General features: G+C 69.7%; 18 protein-coding genes and 1 pseudogene. 6 read left to right on the plus strand and 13 right to left on the minus strand.

Annotated elements, in window-relative coordinates; all coding sequences use genetic code 11:
* The first annotated feature begins 19 nt into the window (after positions 1 to 19).
* Together O7612_RS03050 and O7612_RS03055 are read left to right on the plus strand one after the other, a co-directional pair.
* On the plus strand, positions 20 to 3,241 hold the full coding sequence (locus tag O7612_RS03050) for an SseB family protein (RefSeq protein ID WP_282270257.1): 3,222 nt from the start codon (positions 20 to 22) through the stop codon (positions 3,239 to 3,241).
* Positions 3,238 to 3,603 (plus strand): hypothetical protein, encoded by a 366-nt coding sequence (locus O7612_RS03055; protein ID WP_282270258.1) that lies wholly within the window; start codon positions 3,238 to 3,240, stop codon positions 3,601 to 3,603. Before O7612_RS03050 ends, O7612_RS03055 begins: the two co-directional genes overlap by 4 nt.
* A 19-nt stretch (positions 3,604 to 3,622) precedes the next feature.
* Here O7612_RS03055 and O7612_RS03060 read toward each other — a convergent pair whose 3' ends face one another.
* From O7612_RS03060 to acs, 5 genes are all read right to left on the minus strand, one after another.
* The gene (locus O7612_RS03060) at positions 3,623 to 4,555 is read right to left on the minus strand and encodes an alpha/beta hydrolase (RefSeq protein ID WP_282270260.1); all 933 of its coding nucleotides are present in this window, start codon (positions 4,553 to 4,555) and stop codon (positions 3,623 to 3,625) included.
* A 135-nt stretch (positions 4,556 to 4,690) separates the two neighbouring features.
* Positions 4,691 to 5,092, minus strand: a complete 402-nt coding sequence (locus O7612_RS03065) for a hypothetical protein (RefSeq protein ID WP_282270261.1) — start codon at positions 5,090 to 5,092, stop codon at positions 4,691 to 4,693.
* An 84-nt stretch (positions 5,093 to 5,176) separates the two neighbouring features.
* Positions 5,177 to 7,567 (minus strand): immune inhibitor A domain-containing protein, encoded by a 2,391-nt coding sequence (locus O7612_RS03070; protein WP_282273776.1) that lies wholly within the window; start codon positions 7,565 to 7,567, stop codon positions 5,177 to 5,179.
* 370 nt (positions 7,568 to 7,937) lie between these two features.
* On the minus strand, positions 7,938 to 10,733 hold the full coding sequence (locus O7612_RS03075) for an immune inhibitor A domain-containing protein (RefSeq protein ID WP_282270263.1): 2,796 nt from the start codon (positions 10,731 to 10,733) through the stop codon (positions 7,938 to 7,940).
* 230 nt (positions 10,734 to 10,963) lie between these two features.
* Positions 10,964 to 12,928 carry an acetate--CoA ligase gene (gene acs / locus O7612_RS03080; RefSeq protein ID WP_282270265.1) on the minus strand — a complete coding sequence of 655 codons (1,965 nt, stop codon included), beginning with the start codon at positions 12,926 to 12,928 and terminating at the stop codon, positions 10,964 to 10,966.
* Between the two features lie 216 nt (positions 12,929 to 13,144).
* On the opposite strand from acs, the gene O7612_RS03085 reads away from it, so the two are divergent.
* The gene (locus O7612_RS03085) at positions 13,145 to 13,891 is read left to right on the plus strand and encodes an oxidoreductase (protein ID WP_282270267.1); all 747 of its coding nucleotides are present in this window, start codon (positions 13,145 to 13,147) and stop codon (positions 13,889 to 13,891) included.
* Positions 13,892 to 14,075: 184 nt separating this feature from the next.
* Here the strand turns inward: O7612_RS03085 and O7612_RS03090 are convergent.
* Together O7612_RS03090 and O7612_RS03095 are read right to left on the minus strand one after the other, a co-directional pair.
* Positions 14,076 to 14,390: pseudogene (locus tag O7612_RS03090) on the minus strand (TetR/AcrR family transcriptional regulator); the annotation flags it as partial.
* A gap of 17 nt (positions 14,391 to 14,407) precedes the next feature.
* Positions 14,408 to 15,220, minus strand: coding sequence for an HAD-IB family hydrolase (locus O7612_RS03095; RefSeq protein ID WP_172898412.1), 813 nt, complete (start codon positions 15,218 to 15,220; stop codon positions 14,408 to 14,410).
* Between the two features lie 1,072 nt (positions 15,221 to 16,292).
* Between O7612_RS03095 and O7612_RS03100 the strand changes: the two genes are divergently transcribed.
* On the plus strand, positions 16,293 to 17,153 hold the full coding sequence (locus O7612_RS03100) for a PmeII family type II restriction endonuclease (protein WP_282270269.1): 861 nt from the start codon (positions 16,293 to 16,295) through the stop codon (positions 17,151 to 17,153).
* On the opposite strand, the gene O7612_RS03105 is transcribed toward O7612_RS03100, so the two are convergent.
* Together O7612_RS03105 and O7612_RS03110 are read right to left on the minus strand one after the other, a co-directional pair.
* On the minus strand, positions 17,154 to 18,386 hold the full coding sequence (locus O7612_RS03105; protein ID WP_282270270.1) for a DNA cytosine methyltransferase: 1,233 nt from the start codon (positions 18,384 to 18,386) through the stop codon (positions 17,154 to 17,156).
* Between the two features lie 435 nt (positions 18,387 to 18,821).
* Complete coding sequence (locus O7612_RS03110) at positions 18,822 to 19,118, minus strand: hypothetical protein (RefSeq protein WP_282270272.1); 297 nt, start codon at positions 19,116 to 19,118, stop codon at positions 18,822 to 18,824.
* A gap of 305 nt (positions 19,119 to 19,423) precedes the next feature.
* Between O7612_RS03110 and O7612_RS03115 the strand changes: the two genes are divergently transcribed.
* Together O7612_RS03115 and O7612_RS03120 are read left to right on the plus strand one after the other, a co-directional pair.
* Positions 19,424 to 20,188: a GntR family transcriptional regulator gene (locus O7612_RS03115; RefSeq protein ID WP_282270273.1), complete on the plus strand. Its 765-nt coding sequence runs from the start codon at positions 19,424 to 19,426 to the stop codon at positions 20,186 to 20,188.
* A 12-nt stretch (positions 20,189 to 20,200) separates the two neighbouring features.
* The gene (locus tag O7612_RS03120; protein ID WP_282270274.1) at positions 20,201 to 20,863 is read left to right on the plus strand and encodes a YdcF family protein; all 663 of its coding nucleotides are present in this window, start codon (positions 20,201 to 20,203) and stop codon (positions 20,861 to 20,863) included.
* A gap of 746 nt (positions 20,864 to 21,609) precedes the next feature.
* Here O7612_RS03120 and O7612_RS03125 read toward each other — a convergent pair.
* The 4 genes from O7612_RS03125 to O7612_RS03140 all read right to left on the minus strand — a co-directional run bounded on the left by O7612_RS03125 (position 21,610) and on the right by O7612_RS03140 (position 24,489).
* Entirely contained in the window at positions 21,610 to 21,888 is a 279-nt protein-coding gene (locus tag O7612_RS03125; protein ID WP_282270275.1) for a hypothetical protein, read from the minus strand.
* The gene (locus O7612_RS03130; protein ID WP_282270276.1) at positions 21,888 to 22,349 is read right to left on the minus strand and encodes a hypothetical protein; all 462 of its coding nucleotides are present in this window, start codon (positions 22,347 to 22,349) and stop codon (positions 21,888 to 21,890) included. The genes O7612_RS03125 and O7612_RS03130 overlap by 1 nt, the downstream gene beginning before the upstream one ends.
* 347 nt (positions 22,350 to 22,696) lie before the next feature.
* Positions 22,697 to 23,566: a Dam family site-specific DNA-(adenine-N6)-methyltransferase gene (locus tag O7612_RS03135; protein ID WP_282270277.1), complete on the minus strand. Its 870-nt coding sequence runs from the start codon at positions 23,564 to 23,566 to the stop codon at positions 22,697 to 22,699.
* Between the two features lie 86 nt (positions 23,567 to 23,652).
* Positions 23,653 to 24,489: a hypothetical protein gene (locus O7612_RS03140; RefSeq protein ID WP_282270278.1), complete on the minus strand. Its 837-nt coding sequence runs from the start codon at positions 24,487 to 24,489 to the stop codon at positions 23,653 to 23,655.
* Positions 24,490 to 24,510 lie beyond the last annotated feature (21 nt).

A 24,510-nucleotide genomic window follows, 5' to 3' on the forward strand; every position in this document is an offset into this window, starting at 1 on the left:
CCGGGGAGGAGAGGTGGCCGTGACCGACTGGGAGCCGGCTACCGAGGCCGAGGCGGGCATGCGTGACGCGCTGCGCGTCGGTGACCAGGAACGTTACTTCCGGATTCTGGCCGGTACGGACCTCTTCCTCCCGGTCTCCGGGCAGGCGCTCGCCGGTGCGGCACCGATGGGCTGGGGCACCTGGACCACCGGCGGCCGGACGCACGTGTTGGCCTTCACCTCCACCGCCGCGGTGCACGCCTGTCTCGGCGTCTCCGCCGGCCCGTGCCGCCGCAGCCGCTACGCCGACCTGGCTGTCGAGTGGCCCAACCACGAGTGGTGGCTGGCGGTGAACCCGGGTCTGCCGATCGAGGGCTACCTGCCCGCCTGGTTCGTCTCCCAGCTCTCCCGGGGCGACGTCCGGCTGCCCGGCCGTGCCACCGGCGTGCGGTCCCGGCCGGAACACGAGCAGACGCCCGGCCGGAACCGGGTGGACGGGGCCTCCGACGGGGAGCCGACCGCCGACCTGTCGGCCGGTCCCGCCGGCTGGATACCGCCCCGGCCGGCACCCCCGGCCGGTACCGTTCCGCCGGCCAGCGCTGTTCCGCCCGGCGGGGGCGTTCCCCGCCCTGCGGGGGGTACGGCGTCGACCGGGGAGCGGGGTCGTCCGGTCACCCCGCCCGCCACCGGTCCCCTCGACGCCACCGGGGGCCACGTCGACGGTCGGCCCGCCGGCCCCGCTAGCCCCGCCGACCCCGCCGCGCGGCCCGGTCGGCCGACGACGGTCCCGCGCCGCCGGGTGCTGGCCGAGGAGCCCACCGGGTCGGCCAACGGGCGTGCCTCGTTCTTCGAACCGTCCAACACGCGGGGTGCGTCCCGGTCGCCGCGCGAGAATCCGCTGCGTGCCGGCGAGCGGGCCGTTCCACCGGCCCGAACCGGCCTGGGCGGCCAGCCCTTCCCGCGGCGACGTCCGGCACCTGCCGTGCCGGCCGAGGACGAGGCCACCCGGGCGTTCCAGGTCGGCAGCCCGGCCGAGCAGCCGGTCCGACCCGCCGCCGGCAACGGCACGACGACCGTCGGCCGCCGGCCGGACCCGTTGGCCGACGAGCCGACCCGGGCGTTCCGGGTGGGGCCGTCCGCGGCGGAGGCGCTACCCCGTCGGCGGATCCCGGACGGGGCGTCGGGCGCAGCACCGCCCCGACCGTCGACCGATCCGTCCGCTGCCCCGGCGGCCCCGGCCGGCCCGGTGCCGGACGAGGCCGAGGAGCTGTCGCCGTCGGCCGCCGAGCCGGTCTCCGCGCCGCCGGCGGCGCGTCGGGGGTTCACGCCCATCGTGATAGAGGGGGTGATCCTGGAGTCCCGCGACCTGCCCGTCGTGCCCGCCCCGGCCCCCGCGCCACCCGTCGTTCCGGTACCGTCGCCGGTTCCCCCGCCGCCGCCCGTCCCGCCGGTCGTCCCCTCGCCGCCGGCCGCGCCGGTCGGCTTCATGTCCCCGACCGCGCCGGGGCCGGCCACGGGTCGTCCGGACGCCGGGAGCACGGTCACCCGGACCGGGGCCGCCGGCCCGCTCGTCCCACCCGCCCGGCCGGTCGCCCCCGGACCGGTCTCCCCGCAGCCGTCCACCCGACCCCGGTCCGACCCCGGCGACCTGTGGACCCCGGCCACCGAGCGTGTCCCGGTGAGCGGGTCGTCGTCCCCCGCCGCCCCTGCGCCCGCACCGGAATCCACCGTCGCCGGTACGCCGGTCACGGCTCCGGACGCCTGGTCGACGACACCGGACGGGACATCCGTTCCGACGGGTGCGCCGGCCGCCCCGGTGGGTGCGCCGGCCGCCCCGGTGGGTGCGCCGGATACCTCGGCGGGTGCGCCGGCCGCCCCGTCCGTCGGGGGGCAGCCCGACAGCGCCGTACCGCCGGTGGTCGCGTCCCCCGGTGGCGTCGACGCACCGGGTACCGGCCCGGCCCCGACGGCGACCGGTGCGCCGGATTCGGCGGCCCCGGGCCAGGCCGTGCCGCCGGCCCCCGCGGCGCCGTCGGAGTCACCCGCCGCGCCGGTGGCACGCGCCGACCCGGACGACCTGTGGACGCCCGCCGCCGAGCGGGCCGGACGCGCCGCCGGACGGATCGGACCGACCGCCGCCGACCGGGCCGCGCCGGTCTCCCCGGCACCGGGGCCGGCCCCCGAGTCCACGCCGCCGGGATCGGCCCCCGAGTCCACGCCGCCGGGATCGGCCCCCGAGTCCACGCCGCCGGTCCCGCCCCCTGTCGCGGGCCCGGACGCCGCCACCTCCGTCGACGAGCTGTTCCAGCCGGCCAACGAGGTCGAGGAGAACCTGCTGGACGCGGCGGGCACCGGCAGCACCGACGGGTTCCTGTCCACCCTGCTGCTGGCCCGGGTGCTGCTCCCGGTCAATCCCGACTCGGCGTCCGGCAGCCGGCCCGGCGAGCCCGGCTTCGCGTGGCGCACCGTCACGACCGACGGCGAGACGTGCGTCGTCGTCTACACCTCACCGGAGCGGCTGGCCGAGCACGACGTGTCGCCGGTCGAGACGATCGGGGTCCGGTTCGTCCAGCTGATCCGGCGCTGGCCGGACCCGAGCTGGGCGTTCACCGTCAATCCCGGTACCCCGGTCGGGGCCAAGCTTCCCGGCGAGCAGATCGTCGCGCTGGCGAGTTGGGCCGCGGAGGTCGGGCTCGGCGACGAGGCGGACCTCGAACCGGTGGCCGCCGCGGCGCCGGCCGAGCGCACCCGGTACGCCCCACCGGCCACCGATCCGTCCCGGCCAGTGGTGATGCAGAAGGCGATCGCCCCGAGCCAGCTCGCCTACTACCTCGAACGTGGCTACGACCGGGTCTCCGGTTTCGTGCACCGGGCCGGCGAGTTGGCCCACCTGACCACCCCGGCCGAGTTGTACGACGCCCTGGGCCTGGGCTACCCGGACTCCCCCTTCACCCGGGATGCCGAGGCGGCCTACGTGCTGCGCTGGCCGGCGTACCGACCGAGCCTCTACCGCATCCCCTACGGCGGGCAGAACGAGGCGGCGATGCGGGCGATGGAGGGCTGGGTCATCGAACGCGCGCCGTTCCGGGGCAACGGGTTCGCGCCGGGGGAGAGCAGCGACGTGGTGGCCGAGTTCAAGGTGGACAGTGCCCGGCTGCCGCACGGCGCGCAGCTCTGGCGGATCGGCGCGGAGGGCACCGAACGGGTGATCGCCGTCCTGGACACCGACGCGCTGGTCTGGCGACGGATGGACCAGCAGTGATGCGCGACGGCTACGTGGCCCGGTGGCAGGGCAAGGAATACCAGGTCAGCCCGGACGGCGACCACGTGCGGATCTACCAGCCGGAGCCCGCCGACGGCTTCGAGGAGGTACGCCCCGGCCGGTACGTGCGGGTGGTGCCGGCCGGAGAGGTCGAGGGTCTGGCGTACGTGCGGACCACCTGCACCTGGCAGGGGCAGCCGTTCGTGGTGCTCGGCGAGCACGACGGCTGGCTGCGGGTCGAGTACACCGGTGGTCGCTGGCCGGTGGCGCGGGCGATGGGGCTCGAGGTCTTCGACTTCGGTGTCTACCAGGGTTGGGCACCGGCCGCCGAGGTCGCCGACCTGCGCGAACAGCGGGTCTGACCGCTGGCCGCCGGCCGGGTCAGGACTTGGTCCAGCGCAGGATCTCGCCGAGCACCGTGTCGCCGGCCTCCACGTGGGGGAAGTGCCCCACGCCGTCGAGCAGCCGCCACTCGTAGGGGGCGCTGACGTACCGGCCGGAGCCCTGTGCGGTGCGGGGCAGCGAGGCGACGTCGACCGCTCCGTGCAGTTGCAGGGTGGGCGTGACCAGTGGCTTCTGCATCAACCGGACGAACCGGTAGCCGTGCAACCGCAGCACCGAGCGGAAGGCCCACCGGTAGCCTTCCAGCGCGCAGAAGGCGGCCTGCGGGATCAGCATCGCCTCCTGGCAGCGCTGCGCGTAGCCGGCGAAGTCGGGGCCGGTGACCCACTGCGGGCCGCCCCAGCGGCGCAGCATCTCCCCGACCTCGGCGGCGCCGTTGCGGGTGAGCACGTGTTCGTACCGGGGGAGCTGGAACTTCAGCGCGGGGGTGGAGGCGGCGAACTGACCACGCGGGTCGGCGAAGATCGCCGCCCGCAGCCGTAGCGGGTGGGGTGCGCCGAGCACCACCAGCCGGCGGACCAGGGTGGGGTGGAACGAGGCGGCGGTCCAGCCGATCAGTCCGCCCGAGCCGGAGCCGACGATGGTGGCGGAGCGTTCGCCGAGACCGCGGATCAGGCCGGCGACGTCGGCGGCGAGGGTGTAGCCGTCGTATCCCCGGGGTGGTTTGTCGCTGGCGCCGTAGCCGCGCAGGTCCACCGCGACGGCCCGGAAGCCGGCGTCGGCGACGGCCGGCAGCATCGCGTGCCAGGCCCACCAGTGTTCGGGGAAGCCGTGCAGGAAGAGCACCATCGGGCCGGTGCCCGCCTCGACGACGTGGAACCGGCTGCCGTTCGCGCCGACGAACCGGTGTGTCCACGGCCCCTCGGTGAGGACGCGGGACTCGTCGACGGTTCCGCCACGCTGCTCGGTCATGGGGCACAGCCTAGGACCTCCGCGCCGGTCGATGGCCTGGCCGACCGTCCCGGTGACGGCGGACCGGCGGAGCCGGGGCGGCCGGGCGCGGTCCCCGGGGTGCCGCAGGGGCCGCCGGGACACCGCTGACCGGGGTCAGCCGACCGCGGTGATCTCGACGATGCCGACCGGTGTGCCGGGGCCGCAGGTCGCCTCCGGATCGGCCGGACCGACGGTGACCCGGACGGTGGTGCCGGTGGTGAAGGTGCCCATGCCGGGGCCGTGCAGCGCGTACTCCCGGCCGTCGTCGGTGACCAGGCCGTAGCACGGGCCGTCGCCGCCCCGGGTGATCCGGCCGGCGATCCGGTCTGGTCTGCGCCGGTCGGTGGGGTGCCGTGGGGGCGTGGTCGGGCGGCGTGGGACGGGTGGCACGGTGGCGGAGAGCGGGGCGGGCCTGCCGGCGGTCACCGCCGGTGTCCCTTGCGGACCGCTGGCCGCAGGTCGGGTGCCGGGGGAGGAGCCGGCGGGTGCGGTGGTCGGGGTCCGGTCGTCGCTCACGGTGCCTCCGGGAAAGGGCCGGTGCCCCGGGCAGGACTCCTGCCCGGGGCACCGGGTGTAGCGGGTGGTGCGCTGATCAGCGGATCAGGAGAAGCGAACCTTCACCGAGGTGCCGTTCTGCTCCACCACGCGGATCTTGGTACCGGTCGCCGGCAGCTTGACGCCGTGGTTCGGCAGCTCCGGGTACCAGTACTGCTTGGTGTCGTCGAACAGCGGCTGCGCGGCCTGGCCACGGACGTACTGCGGCACGCTGTTGATGTGCAGCGTGAACGAGTCCGCCTTCTTCAGGCTGAAGGTCGCGTCGTACACCTGGACGCGGGCCCGCCAGGGGGCACCGGTCAGGTTGTACAGCGGCTCCGGGTGCGCGTCGATGATCATGTTCCGACCCTCGCCCGGGTGGTCGAAGGTGTCGTTGTCGGCCCACCGGAGGTTCCAGTAGGAGATCAGCAGACCCTCCTGGTACGCGTAGTGGTCCACGTAGTCCGGGCGGGTGTTCGCGTAACCGAAGTAGTACGGGCCGGTCTTGAGGTACTGGTCGTACGACACGTAGGACCGGTTGCCGGCGATGTAGTAGTTGTCGAACTTCCGGATGTAGGTCTCGGCCACCACGCTGAACCCGTTCAGGGTCCAACCGGTGGCACCGGCCTCCGCACCGTCGCTGAGCACGGTCTGCCCGTCGGCGGTGATGGTGATCGCGTCACCGTAGAAGCCGCCCTCGGAGACGCCACCGTCGGTCTGGTAGCGCAGCCGGAACTGCACCGCCTTGCCGGCCGCCGCGTTCATCGGGATGTTGATGTCGACCCACTGGCCGCCGCTGGAGCCGTCCAGGGCGAAGCGCCCGGGGGAGATCTCCTTGAGGGCCTTGCCGTTGGCGGTACCCGGCAGGGTGGACCAGGTCTGGCCGCCGTCGGTGCTGGCCTCGAAGAAGAGGTAGTCGTAGTCCGCCTCGATCGAGTAACGACCCTTCATGGTGAGCGCGGCGCTGGTCTTCCCGGTGAGGTCGATCGTCCGCGTCATCGTGGTGTTCAGGTCGTCGTCGTTGCCGGAGAAGAACTGCTTCGTCCCCTCGAACGGCTTGCCGTTCTGGAAGGTGTACTCCCGCTGGGGCAGCACCACCACGGCACCCTGCGCCTTGTCGGAGTTGTACTCCTGCGGGCCCAGGTTGAGGGTCTTCTGCTGACCGGCCACCACGACCTCGTAGTCGAGCCAGCCGAGCTGGAGCTTGTTCCACGCGCCGAGGTCGCCGCCCCGGTCGCCGATGCCCTGGTCGTTCTTGGCACCGAGCCGGCTCTGGGCCATCAGGGTCCAGTGCTCGTTGTTGTTGTCACCGCTGTTGATGACGTTGTAGTCGTCCGGCAGACCGAGGTCGTGACCGTACTCGTGGTAGAAGACGCTCCGGCCACCGTTCTCCGGCTGGATGGTGTAGTCGCCGATCCAGACGCCGGTGTTGCCGATCTGGGTGCCGCCGCCGGGGAAGGTCGACGGGCCCGTGCTGCCCTGGTCCGAGGCGAAGGCGTACCACCGGTGGCTCCAGATGGCGTCCTCACCCTGGATCGGGTCGCCGTCGGCCTGGTCGCCGCCGGAGTGGACGATCTGGAAGTGGTCGATGTAGCCGTCGGGCTCGTTGAAGTTGCCGTCGCCGTCGTAGTCGTACCGGTCCCACTCGTCCATCGACTTGACGTCGGCGGCGATCTGGGCGTCGGTGCGGCCGGCCGCCTTCTGGTCGGCGACCCACTGGTTGGCGGCGTCCCGGACGAGCGCCCAGGTGTTGTTGCAGACGTTCGAGGCGCAGGGGTAGCCGTTGGAGCGGCCGTACCGGGCCTCGTTGTACTTCACCTTGACCCAGTCGGTGACCTCGCCCTCGACGCTGTAGCGACCCGAGGACTGGGCCTCGTAGTACTGCTTCAGCGACTCGTCACCCTGACCGGTGCCGAAGTAGATCTTCCGGTAGTAGTCGGCGTTGTAGTCCGGCTGCCAGACGGTGGAGTTGTCCACCGCCCGGTTGGGCGCCGGGATCTCGTTGTGCAGCGGTCCGTCGAACCGGGTCGGGCCGGGAACGGACGGAGCCGTGTCCTGGTCCGGGTAGCTCGGGTGCCGCTCGTTGCCGAACTCCGCGAGGATGACGAAGATCTTGTCCGTCTTCTCCCGGCCCAGTTCGACGTACTGGTCCTGCGTCTGGGCGACGCCCGAGGCCGTCGTCCGGGCGTTCCGCCCCGCAGCCTGGGTCTTGCCGACCTTGACGACCGTGCTGCCGTTGATCTTCTGCGCCTTGGTCTTGCCCGAGATGACCTCGCTGAGGCCCTCCTGGCGCAGTGCCCGCCGCTTGGTTTCGAGCGGGTTGGGCAGATCGTGGTCCGCGTGAGCGGGCTCCGCGATCGACGGGGCGGCCGTCGGGAGCTTCGGCGTCGGCGCGGCGCTGGCGGACGTACCCGTCACCAGACCTGTCGCCGTCAGCGAGAGCCCGAGCAGACCCACTGCGACTTTGCGCACGTGGTACCTCCGGTGTGAGGGAACCGGCCCAACGGGGGTACGGGCCGGCATGGGACGTCCCACTAGTGGGACCCATGGTGAACATAGACACTGCCGGGACGGGTGGGAAGATGTCCGCGTCGATTTGTTGCAAGATTTTGATGGGAACGCTTTTCACCGTCACACACCGGGTGTTCACCAACGGTCATGAGCAGCGCGGACGCCCCGCCCGGGAATCGTAGTGATGTATTTCGATTGGATTGCCGCGATGTGTGAAACAGCGGGCCGGTGGCTTCTCCGCCACCGGCCCGCTGTTCACCGATCTGTCAGTCGATGACCTTTACCACCGCATCGCCGGGAGTGGTCGACACGGTACTTAGTTCTTCGCCGGGACGATCTGGACGACCGCGTACGAGTTGTCCGGCGCGGCCGACAGGATCTTGATCGAGACCCCGTGCCGGACCCCGGCGTCGGACGGGTTGCCGGTGCCGAGCACGATCGCCCCGCCGCCCAGCGTCACACCGTAGAACTCGGTGGCCGGCGTGCCGTCCGGGTTCACCACCCGGGTGGTGTACGGCTTGTTCCGCCGCGACGGGACGACCACCGAGGCGTCGTTGTCCCGCGCGTACGGGGAGCCGTCGCGCATCTCGATGCCCGGGTACCAGCCCTTGGCGTCGCTGAACGTGGACATCGGACGCTGCCCGCCGAACTTGGTGCAGTACGCGCTGTAGGGCTCGTCCGCCGCCTCCAGGCACTCGGTGAACGGGTACGTCCTGTTCAGCGAGAACGCCGCGTTGGACGACTGCGGCCGGCTCGGCAGGTTGTCCAGCACCGACGGGTCCTTCGCCGCCGCCTCACCGGTCCGCCGCAGCGGGTCGTAGTGCGAGTCCACGATGAGCAGCCCGCCCTTGGCCCCGTAGCTGGGCAGCGCGGTCATCTGCCCGGTGACGTGGTTGACGTCGCCCAGCATGGTGTCCCGGTACCAGACCAGCATGCCCGGCGCGTTGTACGAGATCCGGTCGACCTTCCACGCCTCGTGCGAGTAGATGGTGTCGTAGGCGTACTTCAGGCCCCTGTCGAAGCCGTCGAAGTTGCGCCACTCGGCCAGGTAGTACTGCGCCTTGACCTGGGTGCCCGGGTCGATGTGCCAGCCCGCGCCGGTGGTGTCGGTGAAGGTGCCGACGGCCGGCGTCCAGCCGTTCGTGCCGCCCTCCACGTCGTCACTGAAGGTGGTGGCCCCGCCGCCGGTGACCGAGAGGTCGTCGGCGAACCAGCCCCGCTCCTGGAACGCCTCGTCGGTGGCGTACCGCAGCCGCACCTGGACGGTCGTCCCGGCGTACGCCGACAGGTCGACCCAGTCGTGCCGCCAGCCGTCGGTGGCGCCGGTCAGGCCGTACTTCTTGTTGCCGAAGTCGACCATACGGCCGTTCGGGTCGGCGTAACCGTCGTTCGTGGAGACCAGCGCGCCCGCCGCGTCGTACACCTTCTGCTCGGCCCAGGTGGCCCCGCCGTCGGTGGAGACCTCGACGAAGCCGTAGTCCCAGTCCTCCTCGATGACGTAGTTGTTCCACATCCAGAACTTCGCGTCGGTGGCGTTCGGGACGGCGACCTGCCGGCTGAGCCGGACGTCCGCCCACGCCTGGTCGGCGCCGCTGTACCACATTCCGGTGCCGCTGTGCGGCTCGGCGAGGGTGACCACCTTGTCCGGCAGGTCGATCTTGATGCCGTCCTGGGTGCCCACCGGGGTCCGCGAGGTCTGCCCGAGCGGTGCCGTCCGGGTCCGGGTGCCGGGGGCGAGGGTCAGCGGGTCGGCCCAGCCGAGCACCCACTTGTCCCAGATGCCCATGTGCACCGGTAGCGCCTGGAAGATCTCACCGCTGTGCGAGCCGGACGCCATCAGGTCCCAGAAGTCGACGTCCGAGTCGGCGTTGCCGGAGGTGTCGTAGAGGTCCGGCAGGCCCAGGTCGTGACCGAACTCGTGGGCGAAGACCCCGACCCCGGCGTCCTCCGGCTGCACGATGTAGTTGGACACCTTCAAGTTGGTGCCGGGGATGGTGTAGCCGCCGGCGACCGTGGAGGAGTGCGCCCAGACGGCGTACACGCCCTGGTCGCCGCCGCCGCGGGACTTGCCCTGCCCGGCGTGCACCAGCACCAGGTGGTCGATCACCCCGTCCGGCTCGTTGACGTTGCCGTCACCGTCCCGGTCGCCCTGGTCCTCGATGTCGTAGTCGGCCCACGGGAAGTCCGGGTCGGCCGCGGCCAGCGCGTCGATCGCGTCGGTGGCGAGCCGGCCCGCGCCCTGCGGGTTGTCCGGGTGGCCGTTCATCGCCTGCTCCCGGCCGGCGACCCAGGCCCCGCTGTCGTCCTGGAAGCAGCGCGAGGCCGCGTACCAGCCCTCCGAGTGCGGCACGGTGATCCACGGGCTGGCCTGCCCGTCCACCGTGTACGCGCCCTTGGACATCTCCAGGTACATGTTGTGCATGGTGCGACCGGACAGGTCGATGCCCTTCCGGCCGTCCGGTCCCTTGAGGTCCTTACGGACCCGCTCGGTGATGCCCTGCTTGGTGTAGAGCATCTTGTCGTAGTGGGTGGGCGAGAAGTCCGGCACCCACATCGAGTTGTTGTCCTCGTGCGGCAGGGAGGCCGGGTCGGGGATGTTGTTGTGCTTCGGTCCGTTCTGGACGGTGCCGGGCACGCAGGTGCGGTCCTCGAAGACCGTCTTCGGGACCATCACCCCGGTGAAGTCGTCGTCGGCCTGGTCGTTGAACTCCACCAGCAGGGTGAGCAGCTTGGCCGTCTGGGTGCTCTTGGCCTTCTTGAACGCGCGGGGGCTCTGCCCGGTCCGGATCGCCCGGGCCTCGTTGCGGGCCAGTTCCCGGGCGGCCAGCGGGTTGCCACCGGCGAACTTCCGGTCGTACGCGCGGGCCTCGTCGGCGGGCGAGGCGAGGATCCCGTCGGCGCCCCGCACCTCCTTGCCCGGGGTGTCCGGCTGCACCTCCGGCTCCGCGTAGTTGAGGTAGTGCTCGTCGGCCCCGATCCGGGTCGGCACCGCCGGGCCGGCGGGCCGGGCCGCGGCGCTGCCGGGCACGGTCAGCGAGGTGGCGACGAGGGCGAGGGTGGGCAGCGCGACGAGGAGGCGTCGGCGCGCTGCGGTGGACGGGAGAATGTTCATGCCACTCCGTTTCTCGGGCATGGGAGAGGGATCGCCGGAGGACGTGCGTCGAATCCGGTCGATGTCGCTGAACCTAGATGAGAAGGGTTCGCGACCGGAAGGGGCGGGCGTCGCCTCTGCCCGTTCAGCCCGAGCGGCCTCGGCCTACCGACCCATCCGTACCCCCGGAAAAAGGTCGGTGGGTGCCGGTCCACGCGGACCGGCACCCACCGACGGGGGTACGCCCGGCGTCAGTCCTCGTCGGACTTGCCGCCGCTGAGCCCGGAGGAGATCAGCTCCATCACCGAGGAGTCCTGGAGCGTGGTCACGTCACCGAGCGACCGGTTCTCCGCCACGTCCCGCAGCAGCCGGCGCATGATCTTGCCGGAGCGGGTCTTCGGCAGCTCCGGCACCAGCATGATCTGCCGGGGCTTGGCGATCGGGCCGAGCGTCTTGGCGACGTGGTTGCGCAGCTCGGTGATGAGCTGCTCGCCCGCCTCGCCCGAGGTGTCGGCGGTGCCGCGCGGGATGGCGAACGCGACGATCGCCTGCCCGGTGGTCGGGTCGGTCGCGCCGACCACCGCCGCCTCGGCCACCGCCGGGTGGGACACCAGCGCCGACTCCACCTCGGTGGTGGAGATGTTGTGCCCGGACACCAGCATCACGTCGTCGACCCGGCCGAGCAGCCAGATGTGCCCGTCGTCGTCCTTCTTGGCCCCGTCCCCGGCGAAGTACATCCCCTCGAACCGGGACCAGTACGTCTCGATGAACCGGTTGTCGTCGCCCCAGATGGTGCGCAGCATCGACGGCCACGGCTCGCGCAGCACCAGGTAACCACCGCCGCCGTTCGGCACCGACCGGCCCTGGTCGTCCACCACGTCGGCGGCGATGCCGGGCAGCGGGGTCATCGCCGAACCCGGCTTGGTCGCGGTGACCCCGGGCAGCGGGGAGATCATGATCGAACCGGTCTCGGTCTGCCACCAGGTGTCCACGATCGGCAGCTCCCCCCGGCCGACGTGCTGGCGGTACCACATCCACGCCTCCGGGTTGATCGGCTCACCGACGCTGCCCAGCAGGCGCAGCGACGACAGGTCGAAGCCCGCCGGGATGTCCTCGCCCCACTTCATCATGGTGCGGATCAGCGTCGGCGCGGTGTAGAGGATGCTGACCTTGTACTTGTCGACGATCTCCCAGAACCGGCCCTTGTGCGGGGTGTCCGGGGTGCCCTCGTACATCACCTGGGTCGCGCCGTTGGCCAGCGGCCCGTACACGATGTAGGAGTGCCCGGTGACCCAGCCGATGTCGGCGGTGCACCAGTAGACGTCGGTCGCAGGCTTCAGGTCGAACACCGCGTGCGCCGTCCACGCCGCCTGGGTCAGGTAGCCGCCGGTGGTGTGCAGGATGCCCTTCGGCCGGGCGGTGGTGCCGCTGGTGTACAGGATGAACAGCGGGTGCTCGGCGTCGAACGGCTGCGCGGTGTGCTCCGCCGGGGCCGTCTCCACCGTCTCGTGCCACCAGTGGTCCTTCGCCGACCAGGCGACCTCCTCGCCGGTGCGCCGGACCACCAGCACGTGCTCGATCGACGGGCAGTTCGCCACCGCCTCGTCCACCGTCGGCTTCAACGCCGACGGCTTGCCCCGGCGGTAGCCGCCGTCGGCGGTGATCACCACCTTGGCGCTGGCGTCCTGGATCCGGTTGCCCAGCGCGTCGGCGGAGAAACCGCCGAAGACCACGCTGTGGGTGGCGCCGATCCGGGCGCAGGCCAGCATCGCCACCGCCGCCTCGGGGACCATCGGCAGGTAGATCGCCACCCGGTCACCGGCGACCACCCCCAGGTCGGTCAGCGCGTTCGCCGCCTGGCAGGTCAGCCGGTGCAGGTCGGCGTAGGTGAGGGTGCGGGTGTCGCCCGGCTCGCCCTCCCAGTGGATCGCCACCCGGTCACCCAGACCGGCCTCCACGTGCCGGTCCAGGCAGTTGTACGCCACGTTGAGCTGGCCGCCGACGAACCACTTCGCGAACGGCGGGTTCGACCAGTCGAGCACCTCGTCCCACGGCCTGGCCCAGGCCAACCGGCCGGCCTGCCGCTCCCAGAAGGCGAGCCGGTCCGCGCCGGCCTCGTCGTACGCGCCGGCGGTGACGTTGGCCTCCGCGGCGAGTGCGGCCGGCGGCGGAAACTGGCGCGTCTCGTTCAGCAGGTTGGCCAAGGCCTCGCTCATGCGGTGACTCCTTCGTCGGGTGACCTGCGTCTCCTACCCGGCCGAGGTTAGTCCGGGCAGTTGGGGACCGCGACACCCCCGGTGTCGGCCGGCGCGCTCAGCGGCCGTCCCGGCGCGCTCGACGGCCCGACCTGCCCCGGCCTGATCAGGATCGGACGGGACGCCCCGTCGGTGGGTGGCGTCGGCCCGGAGTCACCCGGTCGTTAGCGTGGCGGGGTGACCACCGATCCGCTCGCGCCGCTGCTCGCGCTCGCCGACATCGCCCCTGCCGTCGAGCGCGCCCGCGAGCGGGTCGACCAGGCGATGCGGCACCGCGCGCTGCGTCGCCACGGTGGCCGGGTCGCGGCCGAGGTCGGCCTGCGCTGCGCGGTGGCCGGCGCCGCCCTCGAGGGGTACGACCACGAGCGCGAGGCGGTCCGCGCCGGCACCGTCACCGAGCCGGTGCTCCAGGGGGCGCTGCGGGTGGCCGGGGCGCTGCCCGGGTTGACCGAGTTGTGGCCGAAGGCCCCCCGGCAGGCGCTGGCCCGGCTGCACGTGCTCGCCGCCCGGGACGTGGTCGCCGAGGCCGAGCTGGGCCGTCCGGTCGCCGACCCGGTGGTGGCGGCCCGGCTCGACGGGTTGGCCGGGCTGGTCGCCGGGGGGACGACGGTCTCCCCGCTGGTCCTCGCCGCCGTGGTGCACGGTGAACTGCTCAACCTGCGGCCCTTCGCCGGCCCGTCCGGGGTGGTCGCCCGCGCCGCCGCGCGGCTGGTGCTGATGTCCCGGGGGTTCGACCCGCGCGGCCTGGTCGCCGTCGACGTCGGCCACCGGGAGCGGGAGCCGGAGTACGTCGGCGCGGCCGGGGCCTTCGCCACCGGCACCCCGGACGGGCTGCGCTCCTGGTTGCGGCACTACCTGAGCGCCGTCGAGGTCGGCGCGGACCAGCTCGTCGTCGTCGCCGACGAGATCGTCGCCGCCGGCTGACCGGCCGGGTACGGGCCGGTCCAGACGGCCTGACCTGCCGGTGACCGTGCGGTCCCGGTGGCGTACGGGCGGCGTCGGCGGCGCGGGGTCCGCCCCGGCGGCGGGCGGCCCCGGCGGTGCGAGGTCCGTCCCGGCGGTGCGAGGTCCGTCCCGGCGGTGCGAGGTCCGTCCCGGCGGTGCGCGGTCAGTCCCGGCGGGTGGCCCGGTTCACCCGGGAGCGCAGCGCCCGGCGGGCGACCGGTCCGAGGTCGTCGACGATCTCGATGAGCACGGCGAGCTGGTCGAGCGCCGCCGTCGCCTGTCGCGCCGCCGACCGGTCCACCCCGTCGTAGAGTTCCAGCCCGACGAACGCGGCGCAGACGGCACGGGCCAGGCCGGGCACGTCCGCGATCTCGGCGAACGGTGAGCCGGCGAGCAGCCGGCGCAGGACCGACTCGATCTCGTCCACCCAGAGCTGGAGCGCGGCGGCGGTGGGCGCGGCGAGCCGCTCGTCGGCCTGGGGGTGGTGCGGGTCGGTCAGGCGACCTGGGTGGCGCGGGTCCGGCGGTGCCGGCCGTACCAGGCGATGCCGATCGCCACCCCGACCCCGACCCCGAGCGCGGCGGCGGCCACCGGGACCGCCGGGCGCTCCCGCAGCCGCCGGCCCAGCGGGATCGGGTGCCGGAACTCCAGCACCGGCCAGGAGTTCTCCACCGCCAGCCGGCGCAGCGCCCGGTCCGGATTGACCACGCTCGGGTGACCCACGCACTCCAACAACGGCCGGTCACTGTACGAGTCGGAGTAGGCGTACGAGTCGGCCAGGTCGTAGCCCCGGGCGGCGGCCAGCTCGTTGACCGCCTCGACCTTGCTCGGGCCGGCCGCGTAGAACTCCACCTCGCCGCTGTACCGGCCGTCCTGGACGCTCATCCGGGTGGCGATCACGTCGGTCACCCCGAGCAGCACGCCGATCGGGCGGACCATCTCCTCACCCGAGGCGGAGACCAGCACGACGTCCCGCCCGGCGGCCTGGTGCTCCTCGATCAGCACGGCGGCTTCGGCGTACACGTAGGGGTTGATCAGCTCGTGGAGCGTCTCCGCGACGATCTGGCGGACCTGTTCCACCTGCCAGCCCTTGCAGAGGGCGGCGAGATAGTCCCTGGTCCTGGCCATGGTCTGCTCGTCGGTGCCGCCCAGCCGGAACATCAGCTGCGCGTACGCCGACTTCACGACATCCCGTCGGGTGATCAGCCCGTCCCGGTAGAACGGCCGACCGAACGCCAAGGCGCTCGACTTGGCGATGACGGTCTTGTCCAGATCGAAAAAAGCGGCACTTCGGCCCACGGCGCGCAAGTCTAGCCCGATGGTCTAGGGTCGGCGGGTGCCCCGGGGTCAATACCCCACCCGACCTGCGGGAGCACCTCCACCACCAATGCTCAACGTGAGCGCGGTCACACGCTGCGGTCACAATTTCGCACGGAGTGGGGTCGAGAACACTCGACGTGAACACTCCGCTCGGGCAGACTTGTCCGCACGACGACCATTCACGTCCCGGAAAGCTGACAGACTCTCGGCGGTCGCACCCCCCGTGACCGCCGGGCCGGTTCGGCTCAACCCCCCCGGAGCCGAACCTCCCGACGACCCCCGTCTCCCCCCGACGGGGGTCGTCCCTTTCCGGTGGGAGCGCTCCGCCCCAGATCACAGGTCGTCATCCTCCTTATCGAGGTGGCTCGGAGGTGGTGCTTCCCTGGCGGCAGGAAGCGGAGAAGCAGCAAGCCCGTGGAACATCTCCGGACGCGTGTCGCGCATCAGCCGACGGAGGACATCCGGCCGGCCGCCAGCTGTGGGAGGACTTTCCTTACATCTATCAAGGGCGGCCCTTGACGGGCCGCACGCGCCGCCGCCTGGGCGCGCGTCCGTCGCTGCGCTGGCGCTCCGCTCCGGTCACGCAACACGCCCGGCGGCTGGCGCGGAGGGCGGGTAGCCCGGTGGGCCACCGGATGACGACAGGCCGTTTCCCAGGGGGGTGGTGGGTCGGCAGCCGGCCGGGCCGCGCGGCGTAGGGGAGCGCACGCCGGGTTCGTCGGCGGCTGCCGGGTGGGTGGCGGGGTGGCGGTTACTGCGCCTCCGGCGGGGGCGCTCCGGCTCCGGGATGGCCGTGGGTGCGTCGGCGGCTTGCGGTCCGTGGGTGGTGGCGGTGGGAGCCATCCCGCCCGCCGTCGACCCGGGCGAGCCGAGCAGGCCGCCGCCCGACCCGCCAGCGTCTGACCATGTGTCAAGGCCGTCTTGACGTGGCGGGCCGGGCGGCGGCCCGCTCAACAGGAGTGCGGGTCGACGGCAGACGGGATGGATAGACGGTCCTATCTCTGGAGTGAGGCGTCAAGGCAGACTTGACGCCACCACATTCGTCCCCAGGAAGGCCGCAATGACCGGACAACCTGCCCAGCCCATCGCTGTAGAGCTCCTTGAGGTCGCGGAGGAACCTCTTGCCGCGCAGCAAGCGGCAACGTCCCACCAGGCCAACACGGAAGATCTAGAGGAACAGGTTGCGAACCTTTTGAGTATCAGCGCATCCCAAGCTAGCTTTTTGGTTGCTGAGGCGGAGCGCCTTTATATCGGTCGCATGCGCAAGCGTTTCTCGGAGCTTCGAGTATCCGAACGGCTAAAGAGAACTAACCCCTTCTTGCTTCGTATTCGAGGTGCGAAGACAGTCCAAGAGTGGGCGGCCTTGCAGATTCAATCCGCCCTTTATGCGTCAGAGGAAGAGGCTGTAGGGCACCTGTTGGAGGCGGTAGCGAAGGTCTGTTTCCCGGGTGCCAGGATCCCAGCTCACCCGGATGACTTTGACTTCGAGGTTTCGGGGTCGTCGAACGAAGTGCATGGGTATCAAGTCAAGATGAGCTGGGACTGCATGCCAATGAGCTCGCGGAAGAATCTGTCGAACACCATCGTCCGCGTGCGAGAGGAGCATGAGAAGGAAGGGAAAATCTTTGTCGGTTTTTTCGCCCCGTGTTACGGTCGGGCGAAGACGTCGAAAGCTCCCGGTCAGGAGTACGTTTCCCTTGCTAGTCGCGAGTTCTGGGAACAGGTCGGTGGAGGGGATAAGGAATATGATGTCCGCGTTGGAGAGGTCTGCGCCTTGCTTTGCTCCGAATTCAGGAGGGAGATCCTTGACACTCTTGTCCCCTCCCTGCTGACGGGGCTGGTTGCTGCGGCAACGCCTGAAATTGGAGATCGCGACGGCAATCTGGACTACGCGAAGCTATTCCGTCGTATCAACAAATAATTAGGCGGCGCTCAAAGCTGAGGATGGTGCGGCCTCAAGAACCTGTCGGATATGAGAGCCGAGCACTGCTGCAAGCCGGACCGGAACCGCGTTGCCAACTAGCTTGTACTGATCGCCCCCTCGTCCGCAGAACTGCCAGTCATCTGGGAAGGTCTGGATCCTGGCGCACTCCCTGACGGTGAGGGGGCGATCTTCTGTGGGGTGACAAAGCGACGTGCTTGCGTTCTGCGGCTCGGTGAGGATAGTCGGCGACGGGGTGTCGAACGCAAGTCGTCGCCAGTATCCCGAGCGCCCACCCTTAGCATAGAATGCCCGCCCCATAGACTCTTGTTGCAGATTCACCGGAAGATTTCGCCAGTTTCCTCCTTCTGGGATCATGCGCAGGTACTTGAGCTTTCTTTCGCTAAAACTAGCGCAATGTGAAGCGTCGTCCTTCAAGTCTGCGAGGCATTTTCCGATGGTCTCCCAACGTTGAAGGAAAAGTCCCCCTTCCTTTGCGTGCGTCGGCTCCGGAAAGGTGACTGGTGTTCCCTCCCGGTATCCAATGAGAAAAACGCGTTTCCTGGTCTGGGGTACACCATAGTCTGCGGCATTGATCTCGCGATATCCGATGCTATAGCCAATGGCTTCTAGCCTCTTCCATAGCTCACGAAAGAGGGAGCCGTGGAGCTCATCGATAATTTTGCCGTTGTTATTGTAAGGAAGCTGGCGCCACTTGATGGAAGCGGATAGTATGCCCTTCACGTTCTCCATTAAAAAGGCTTGCGGCCGAAGTTCGTCAACAAGTCGAATGAACTCAAAAACGAGCTCGCCCTTCCCTGGATCGTCCAACCCAAGTCTCTTGCCGGCAGTGCTGAAGCTTTGGCATGGTGGGCCGCCGGCTAGCAAGCCTACTTCACCGGGCTGCAAACCGGTTAGCTTATGAATAAGAGTCGCTGAGAGTTCTCGCGCGTCTCCATCCCATACAGGAAGACTCGCGCGATTCTTTCGCGCTGTCTCCACGGCCGCCGGCATGTTATCTGCAGCCATGCGCACGGAAAACCCGGCCTGCTCCAGCCCCAGATCAAGACCCATGCCCCCCGAGAAGACGGAGACGCAGGTGATAGCGTTCGGTGGCGGTAGTCTGACTGTCGGTCCGGAGGCTTCAACATGCACGTCGGGGAGACTACCCCAGCGATCTTCACGGACGGCCGAACCGAGAAGAGTCGTCGGCGGTGTGTGTACGACTCTCATCGACCCTCATCTCCTCCTAGTCGACCAGGCTGGCTGGAGGCAGCGACGAGGCAGCAAGCCACTCGATCCAGGCCGGTAAGACGCAGCAGAGGACGCTTGGCGTCAGCTGTGCAACCGCACTGATCGGCACCGACCGGCACGAGCCGACAGCGTCCGTCCGGCTCCCCCGACGGGGGTCGTCCCTTTGGCCAGGGTGCTGGCCGATCTTCCGTGCTCTCCGGCCGGAACTTGCTCGCGCGGACCAGGATTCGCGCCTGCTGGCCGCGCCGGCCGGTCCGGCCGAGCCGGATCCCCTCGATCCAGATCCACTCGTCGTGGGGCGGGCGGTGGGCCACCAGCCGTACCCCGGTCACCCACAAGGTGACCGGTCCGTCCGACGGCATCAGCCGCTCGGCCGCGCTGATCTCCAGCACCGCCCCGAGCCGTACCCGAATGTCAAACACCGCGTCCCCTCCTGGTCGGCCCCGCGTTCCTGCGCGGCGGCGTGCCCGCTGTCGTCGTGCTCCCGGTCGTCCGTGGCTGCACGCGCAGGCCGGCGATCTGCACGAAGACCTCACGCCGTGCCATTGCTTCACCGGTGGCCTGGTTGATCGAGTAGCCGGTGAGCCACACCCACCCGTCGTACGTCGGCCTGTCGTCCACCGACGTCACCCGCAGCCACAACGCCCGCTCGCCGGCGAACTGCACCGATGCCCGGTGGTCGATCAGGACCAGGTCACCCGGTGTGGGCACGCCCGGCCGATGCGGTGACGGGGTGCGAGGCACCGGGGTGGGCGGGCCGTTCACGGGACGGCGTTCGGGTCGCCGCCCCGCACCAGTACCCACCCCGGGCCAGCCTCGGTGCGCTGCTGATGATCCGGACAAGCTGGAAGTCCTCATCGCATTGCGCATCATGTTTCCCGCCGAGCCGATATTAGAACTAGCTCTATGTGACCCGATCGTCGAACTGATGTCAATAGAACTAGCTCTAATGCTCGTCGGTGAGGCACACTGTGCTGGCAGAGACAACTCGACCAGCGCACGGCCAGGAGGAGTGAGTGGGCATCGGGTACCGGGATCTGGCGACGCTCCTGCGGGATGCCATCCAACGCGGCGACTACACCGAAGGCAGCACCCTGCCGAAGCAGGACGAGATCGCCGCCGAGCACGGCGTCAACATCAACACCGTCCGGCAGGCAGTGCGACTGCTCGAAGCCGAAGGACTCGTCACGCCCGTCCGCAGACGCGGCACCGTCGTGCGACCACGGGTGGCGATGAAGCGGCTCGGCATCGACCGCTACGCCAAGAGCAAGTGGAAGTCAGGGCTCGTCGCGTTCGCCGCCGACCGCGAGGTCACCGGCCGCACCTGGACACCAGGCGACCAGACCAACGAGGTACGCCTGGCGAAGGCCGACGCCGAAACCGCCGAAGCGCTCGGACTCAAGCCCGGAGCATCCGTCTATGAACGCGCCCGCCTGGTCAAGGAATCCGACGTGCCCACCCACACCCTGACCAGTTACTACCGGCCGGAAGACGTGGAAGGAACCTCGCTGGTCGACCCGACACCCGGGCCAGCCGGACGAGGAGGAGGCTTCGCCATCCTCGCCGGCCGGGGACTGGAGCCGGACGTCATCACCGAAACCGTACGCGCACGGATGCCCACTCCCGAGGAGACCCAACTCCTCCAACTTCCGGCCGGCGAACCCGTCATGGTCCTGCACCGCACGACGTTCACCCACGACGGCCGACCTGTCGAGTTCGCCCGAGGGGTCCACGCCGCATCCCGCTTCACCTGGTCGTACACCTTCGAGATCCCCGACTGAGAGACCGGACGGATGCCGACGACTGCACCGACCATCCCCGCCGAACACCGTACGGACGTCGAACGCCTGTGGAACTACCACCACATGCACCACGAGATCCGGCCGGTCGACGTGGGTGTCGGACTCGGCAGCCACGACCTCGGAGTCGCCAGGATCGCCACCGACCTCTACCACCGAGGGATGTACCCACACCTGGTCTTCACCGGTGCCAACGCCCCGACCACCATCGGCACCTTCCCCCGAGGCGAAGCCGTCCACTACCGCGAGTACGCCATAGCCCACGGCGTGCCGGCCGACGCGATCCTCATCGACACGCAGGCCAAGAACACCGGCCAGAACATCGAACACACCCGCGCGCTCCTCGCCGACCACCAAATTCAGGCCCGATCGGTGATCCTGATGTCCCGCCCGTACCAACAGCGCCGCGCGTACGCCACCTGCAAGAAACTCTGGTCCGAGGTCGACGTGATCTGCGCGTCTCACCCGCTCTCACTCGACGACTACGTGACCAGCATCGGCGATGCCAAGAAGGTCATGGACATGCTGGTCGGGGACACCCAACGCATCGACAAGTATGCCGAACTCGGCTTCGCGATCCCCCAGCACGTCCCCGACGACGTCCGCGACGCCTACAGCCGCCTGGTCGACGCCGGGTATACGAGCCGACTCGTGTAGAGGAGCCGACCTACTGGCCCAGCGCCCGCCAACCAGCCTCCTCCACCTCAGGCGACACCACGACAGCCCACTCCTGGAACCGCCTCGACGACGCCCAGGCCGTCCTGCTCGATGGCGGACGGGATGGGCGGTGTTCGTCGCTAATCTGAACGACGAACACGCATCCACATGGTGGCCGTGCTAGTTCTTATGGGTTGAGTGTCGCCACAGCCGAAAGGCCTGCACCAGCGCATTAGCCACAAGAATCGTCGTCAGTAAGGGCAGTAGGTCAATTAGCCAGTCTGGTTTTCGCCATTCTCCTGGCTCGAATGCAAGCGTCACAAGGAAGGCAAAAGCGATTATTGCTCCAGCGAATTGTAGAGTAGTAATAAGTAGGAATCGGAGCGCTGATTGCATTTTGCTCCTTACTGGCTGTGCGACCATCCGGGGTGTCAGTATGCAGAACTACTTTCGACCTCCCAGTTTCACGGGTTGTCGCCGACGGTGGTGCCTAGATGTTGATGTACGGGTAGGTAGTGGTGCGGCAACCTGCGTCGCCACCTGCGCGGTATTGCAGGCACGCCTTCTTGTCGTGCCAGCGGATCCATTTGGTGTATAGCCGACAGTGTGGTCGACAATCGTCAACTTGAAAGTTGACGTTTCCTGGCACTGTTTAGTCTCGACGTTGAGGCGGTAGATTCGGCTTCGTAATTGGAGGCTGGTCGGCGAATTGGCGACTCATCTGGGTTGCTGAAGAGCGGGTTCTATCAGGCATCCGTGCCAGGTGTGCGAGCGTCTGGCTCTGGTGGCTGCTTCGAGACCTCATCGTTGAGGTACTGGAGTATGCGTTCGAGATCCTCTCGGTGGAGGCTGTCGGCGGTGAGTTCGATGACTTCGCCGCCATCTCTGGTGATGCGTAGGTTGACCTTGTTGCTATTTCGGTTTCCGCGGATGAGTTGGAACGCGCGTGCTGCCGATATGAGTGCTGCGGGCAGCGCGGCAGCAATGGCGACGATGGAGAACAGGGCGGGCGACAAGCTCGACATCACTTTACCTCCGCCACGACAAGGCATGCCATGCTCAGGATGATTGCTACCAGTGCGACTGTGAGTGAGAGTGTAACAACCAGACCTAGATCTACGGTTGCTGCTTCGCCGGGGGTTGCGGCAGCTTCGGCGTAGAGCCAGGTTGCGGCAACAATAAGGAATATGCCAACTCCGACGAGTAGCTGCTTAAATCCCCGCAGTTGCGGGTTTAGTCCTTTGTTTACCAAATCTCCGAGAGAGGCGGCGACGATCGCGGTCGAGACCAGCAGCAACTCCCCTCGACCGAGGATGACGTTTATTCCTGATCCGCCTCCGTGGAGGATTGACCCTAGCCAGTTGAAGCCAAGGGGGACGAGCGCAAATACGACTTCAAACAAGAACCATTTGGATAGCTTAAGGCCGACTTCCCTCATGTCGAGGCTCGCCGGCCTTCGCGTGACCTGCGCTGTAGGCGCAGCCATTTAGCCTCCTGCGTCACTGGGGTCCATCGTGGATGGGCGACCATACCCCTGGTGCTGGGCCGGATAGAAGCTTCCGACCGAAAGCTGTCTGTGGTGGGGTTTACTGAGACGTCACGATCCCCGACACTGACTGCCTCGACGGACGTGACCTGCGTATCCATACTCGATCATGCTCGGCCGCACGCCTCGTGCCTCTGACCACGCGATACGGCACTCGATCACACTCACTGCTGCCTCAGGTCGCTTTCACCGGCGCGGCGTCCCTATTCTGCGGGCCAGGTCGGCGATCGGTGCTGTAGAAGCACCCACATCGGGTTTGCCGTCCCCCTGGGGCCGGGCACCGGTCGTCAGCCCGCGAGTTGCCGCGCTGCGTCGGGCAGGTCGTAGTTCGTGACCACCAGGTCCCAGCTGCCCCGCTTGGTCGACTGGAGGTTGATGTCCCGACGGGTCGCCATCCTGGCCACCTGGAAGTCGTCGGCGAAGAGCCGCTGTACGAACGGGGTGTCGCTGTTGCTCAGGGTCACCAGGACGCCGCGTCCGCTCGCCCGTTTCATCGCCGCGCAGAGCCGGCGGTGGTCGTCCTCGCCGAACTGCCCGGGGGTGTAGCGCTGGAAGTCCGCCCAGCCGCCGAGCGGCGCGTACGGCGGGTCGAGGTACACCCAGTCGCCTGCGGTGGCCTCGTCGAGCTGTTCCTCGAAGTCGGCGACCCGGATGTCCTTGCCGTCGAGCATCCTGGCGGCTTCGAGGAGCGTGCGCCGGTTGTAGTAGGGGCGGTCGTAGGCGCCGTAGGGCGTGTTGAACTGGCCCTTCCGGTTGACCCGCCACAGTCCCCGGAACGAGGTCTTGTTCAGGTAGATCACCCGGGCGGCCCGTTCGACGTCCGGGAGGGTGGCGGGGTCCTGTCGTCGTACCGCCGCGAAGTGCTCGCGGGTGTTGGGGTACTCGTCGAGCCGACCCATCACGGCCTCCGCGTCCCGCGCGACGGCCCGGAAACAGGTGACCAGCTCCTCGTTGGCGTCGCTCAGCACCGCCGTGGCGGGATTCAGCTCGAAGAACACCGCGCCGCTGCCGAGGAACGGCTCGCGGTAGGTGCCGGTGAAGCTGGGCGCGGCGGCCACCAGCGTCCTGGCGTACCGCGTCTTCCCGCCGGCCCACTTCAGGAAGGACTTCCCCTCGCCGGGAAGGAGCCGCATCGGCTGTCGGCCGGTCGGGTGCATGGCCGGGATCGTACCGTTTCGGTGGTCCCGGTCCCGGCGGCGTGAGGTGGGTGACTGCCCCGGGGTCGGGCAGGGATCCGCCGCTCCTACCGCGCCACCGCCTTCATCGTCGTCCGGGCGGGCAGGAAGCAGGCCAGTCCCCGGCCGCGCTCGTCGGTGACCACCCACGGGTGGCCCACATAGGTCTGCTGCCGGTAGGACCGCCCGGCGTCGAGGACCTTGTACTGCCGTCGCTGGCCCTGGTAGTCGAGCCAGTAGACGACGACCCGGGAGCGTCGGGCGTTGACGAATTCGACGTACGTCGACGGCCCGTTGGCACTGGACCGCAGCGACCGTTCCTGGGACGCCGGCAGTGGGGTCAGTTCGCCCGGTCCGGGCTGGTTCGTCGGCGGTTTCGGGGTGGGCTGGGGCGGGGTGGTGGTCGGGCGCGGCGGCGGGGTGGTCGCGGCGGGGCGGGGGGCCGTACCGACGGCGGGCTGGCGGGTCGGCGCGGGCGGTGGCGGCGCGGCCGGCGACGCCGCGCGGGTAGCCATCGAGACCGGCGCGGGCGAGTAGTCGTCGATCGGGGTGGGGCTCTGCACGGCGGCGAGGTCCGGACCGGCCACGACTCCCGAGGGCGTCACGGGGAGCGCCGCCCCGCCGCGCCCCGCTCCGGACCACAGGGGCGACAATGCGAGGACGAGGCTGATGACCAGGCCGCAGGCCACTCCGGCCAGCAGCAGGGTCCGTCCGATGCCGTCGGATTCGACGGTGTGGACAGGAGACGGCAGCGGGGCGGCCGGTGACCCGGCGGCGGGGATGTCGATCGGGTGTCGGCCGGCCGGGGGGACGAGGTAGGTCGGAAACGCCTGGTGCTGCTGGGGCTCGGGGAGCCAGCCACCGATGCGCAGGGTGGGGGGTGTTTCGTCGGGTGAGTCGGCCATGGCCCCGGTTCCGAGAGCGGC

The sequence above is a fragment of the Micromonospora sp. WMMD987 genome (genome assembly GCF_029581435.1).
GTDB classification, from domain to species: domain Bacteria; phylum Actinomycetota; class Actinomycetes; order Mycobacteriales; family Micromonosporaceae; genus Micromonospora; species Micromonospora rifamycinica.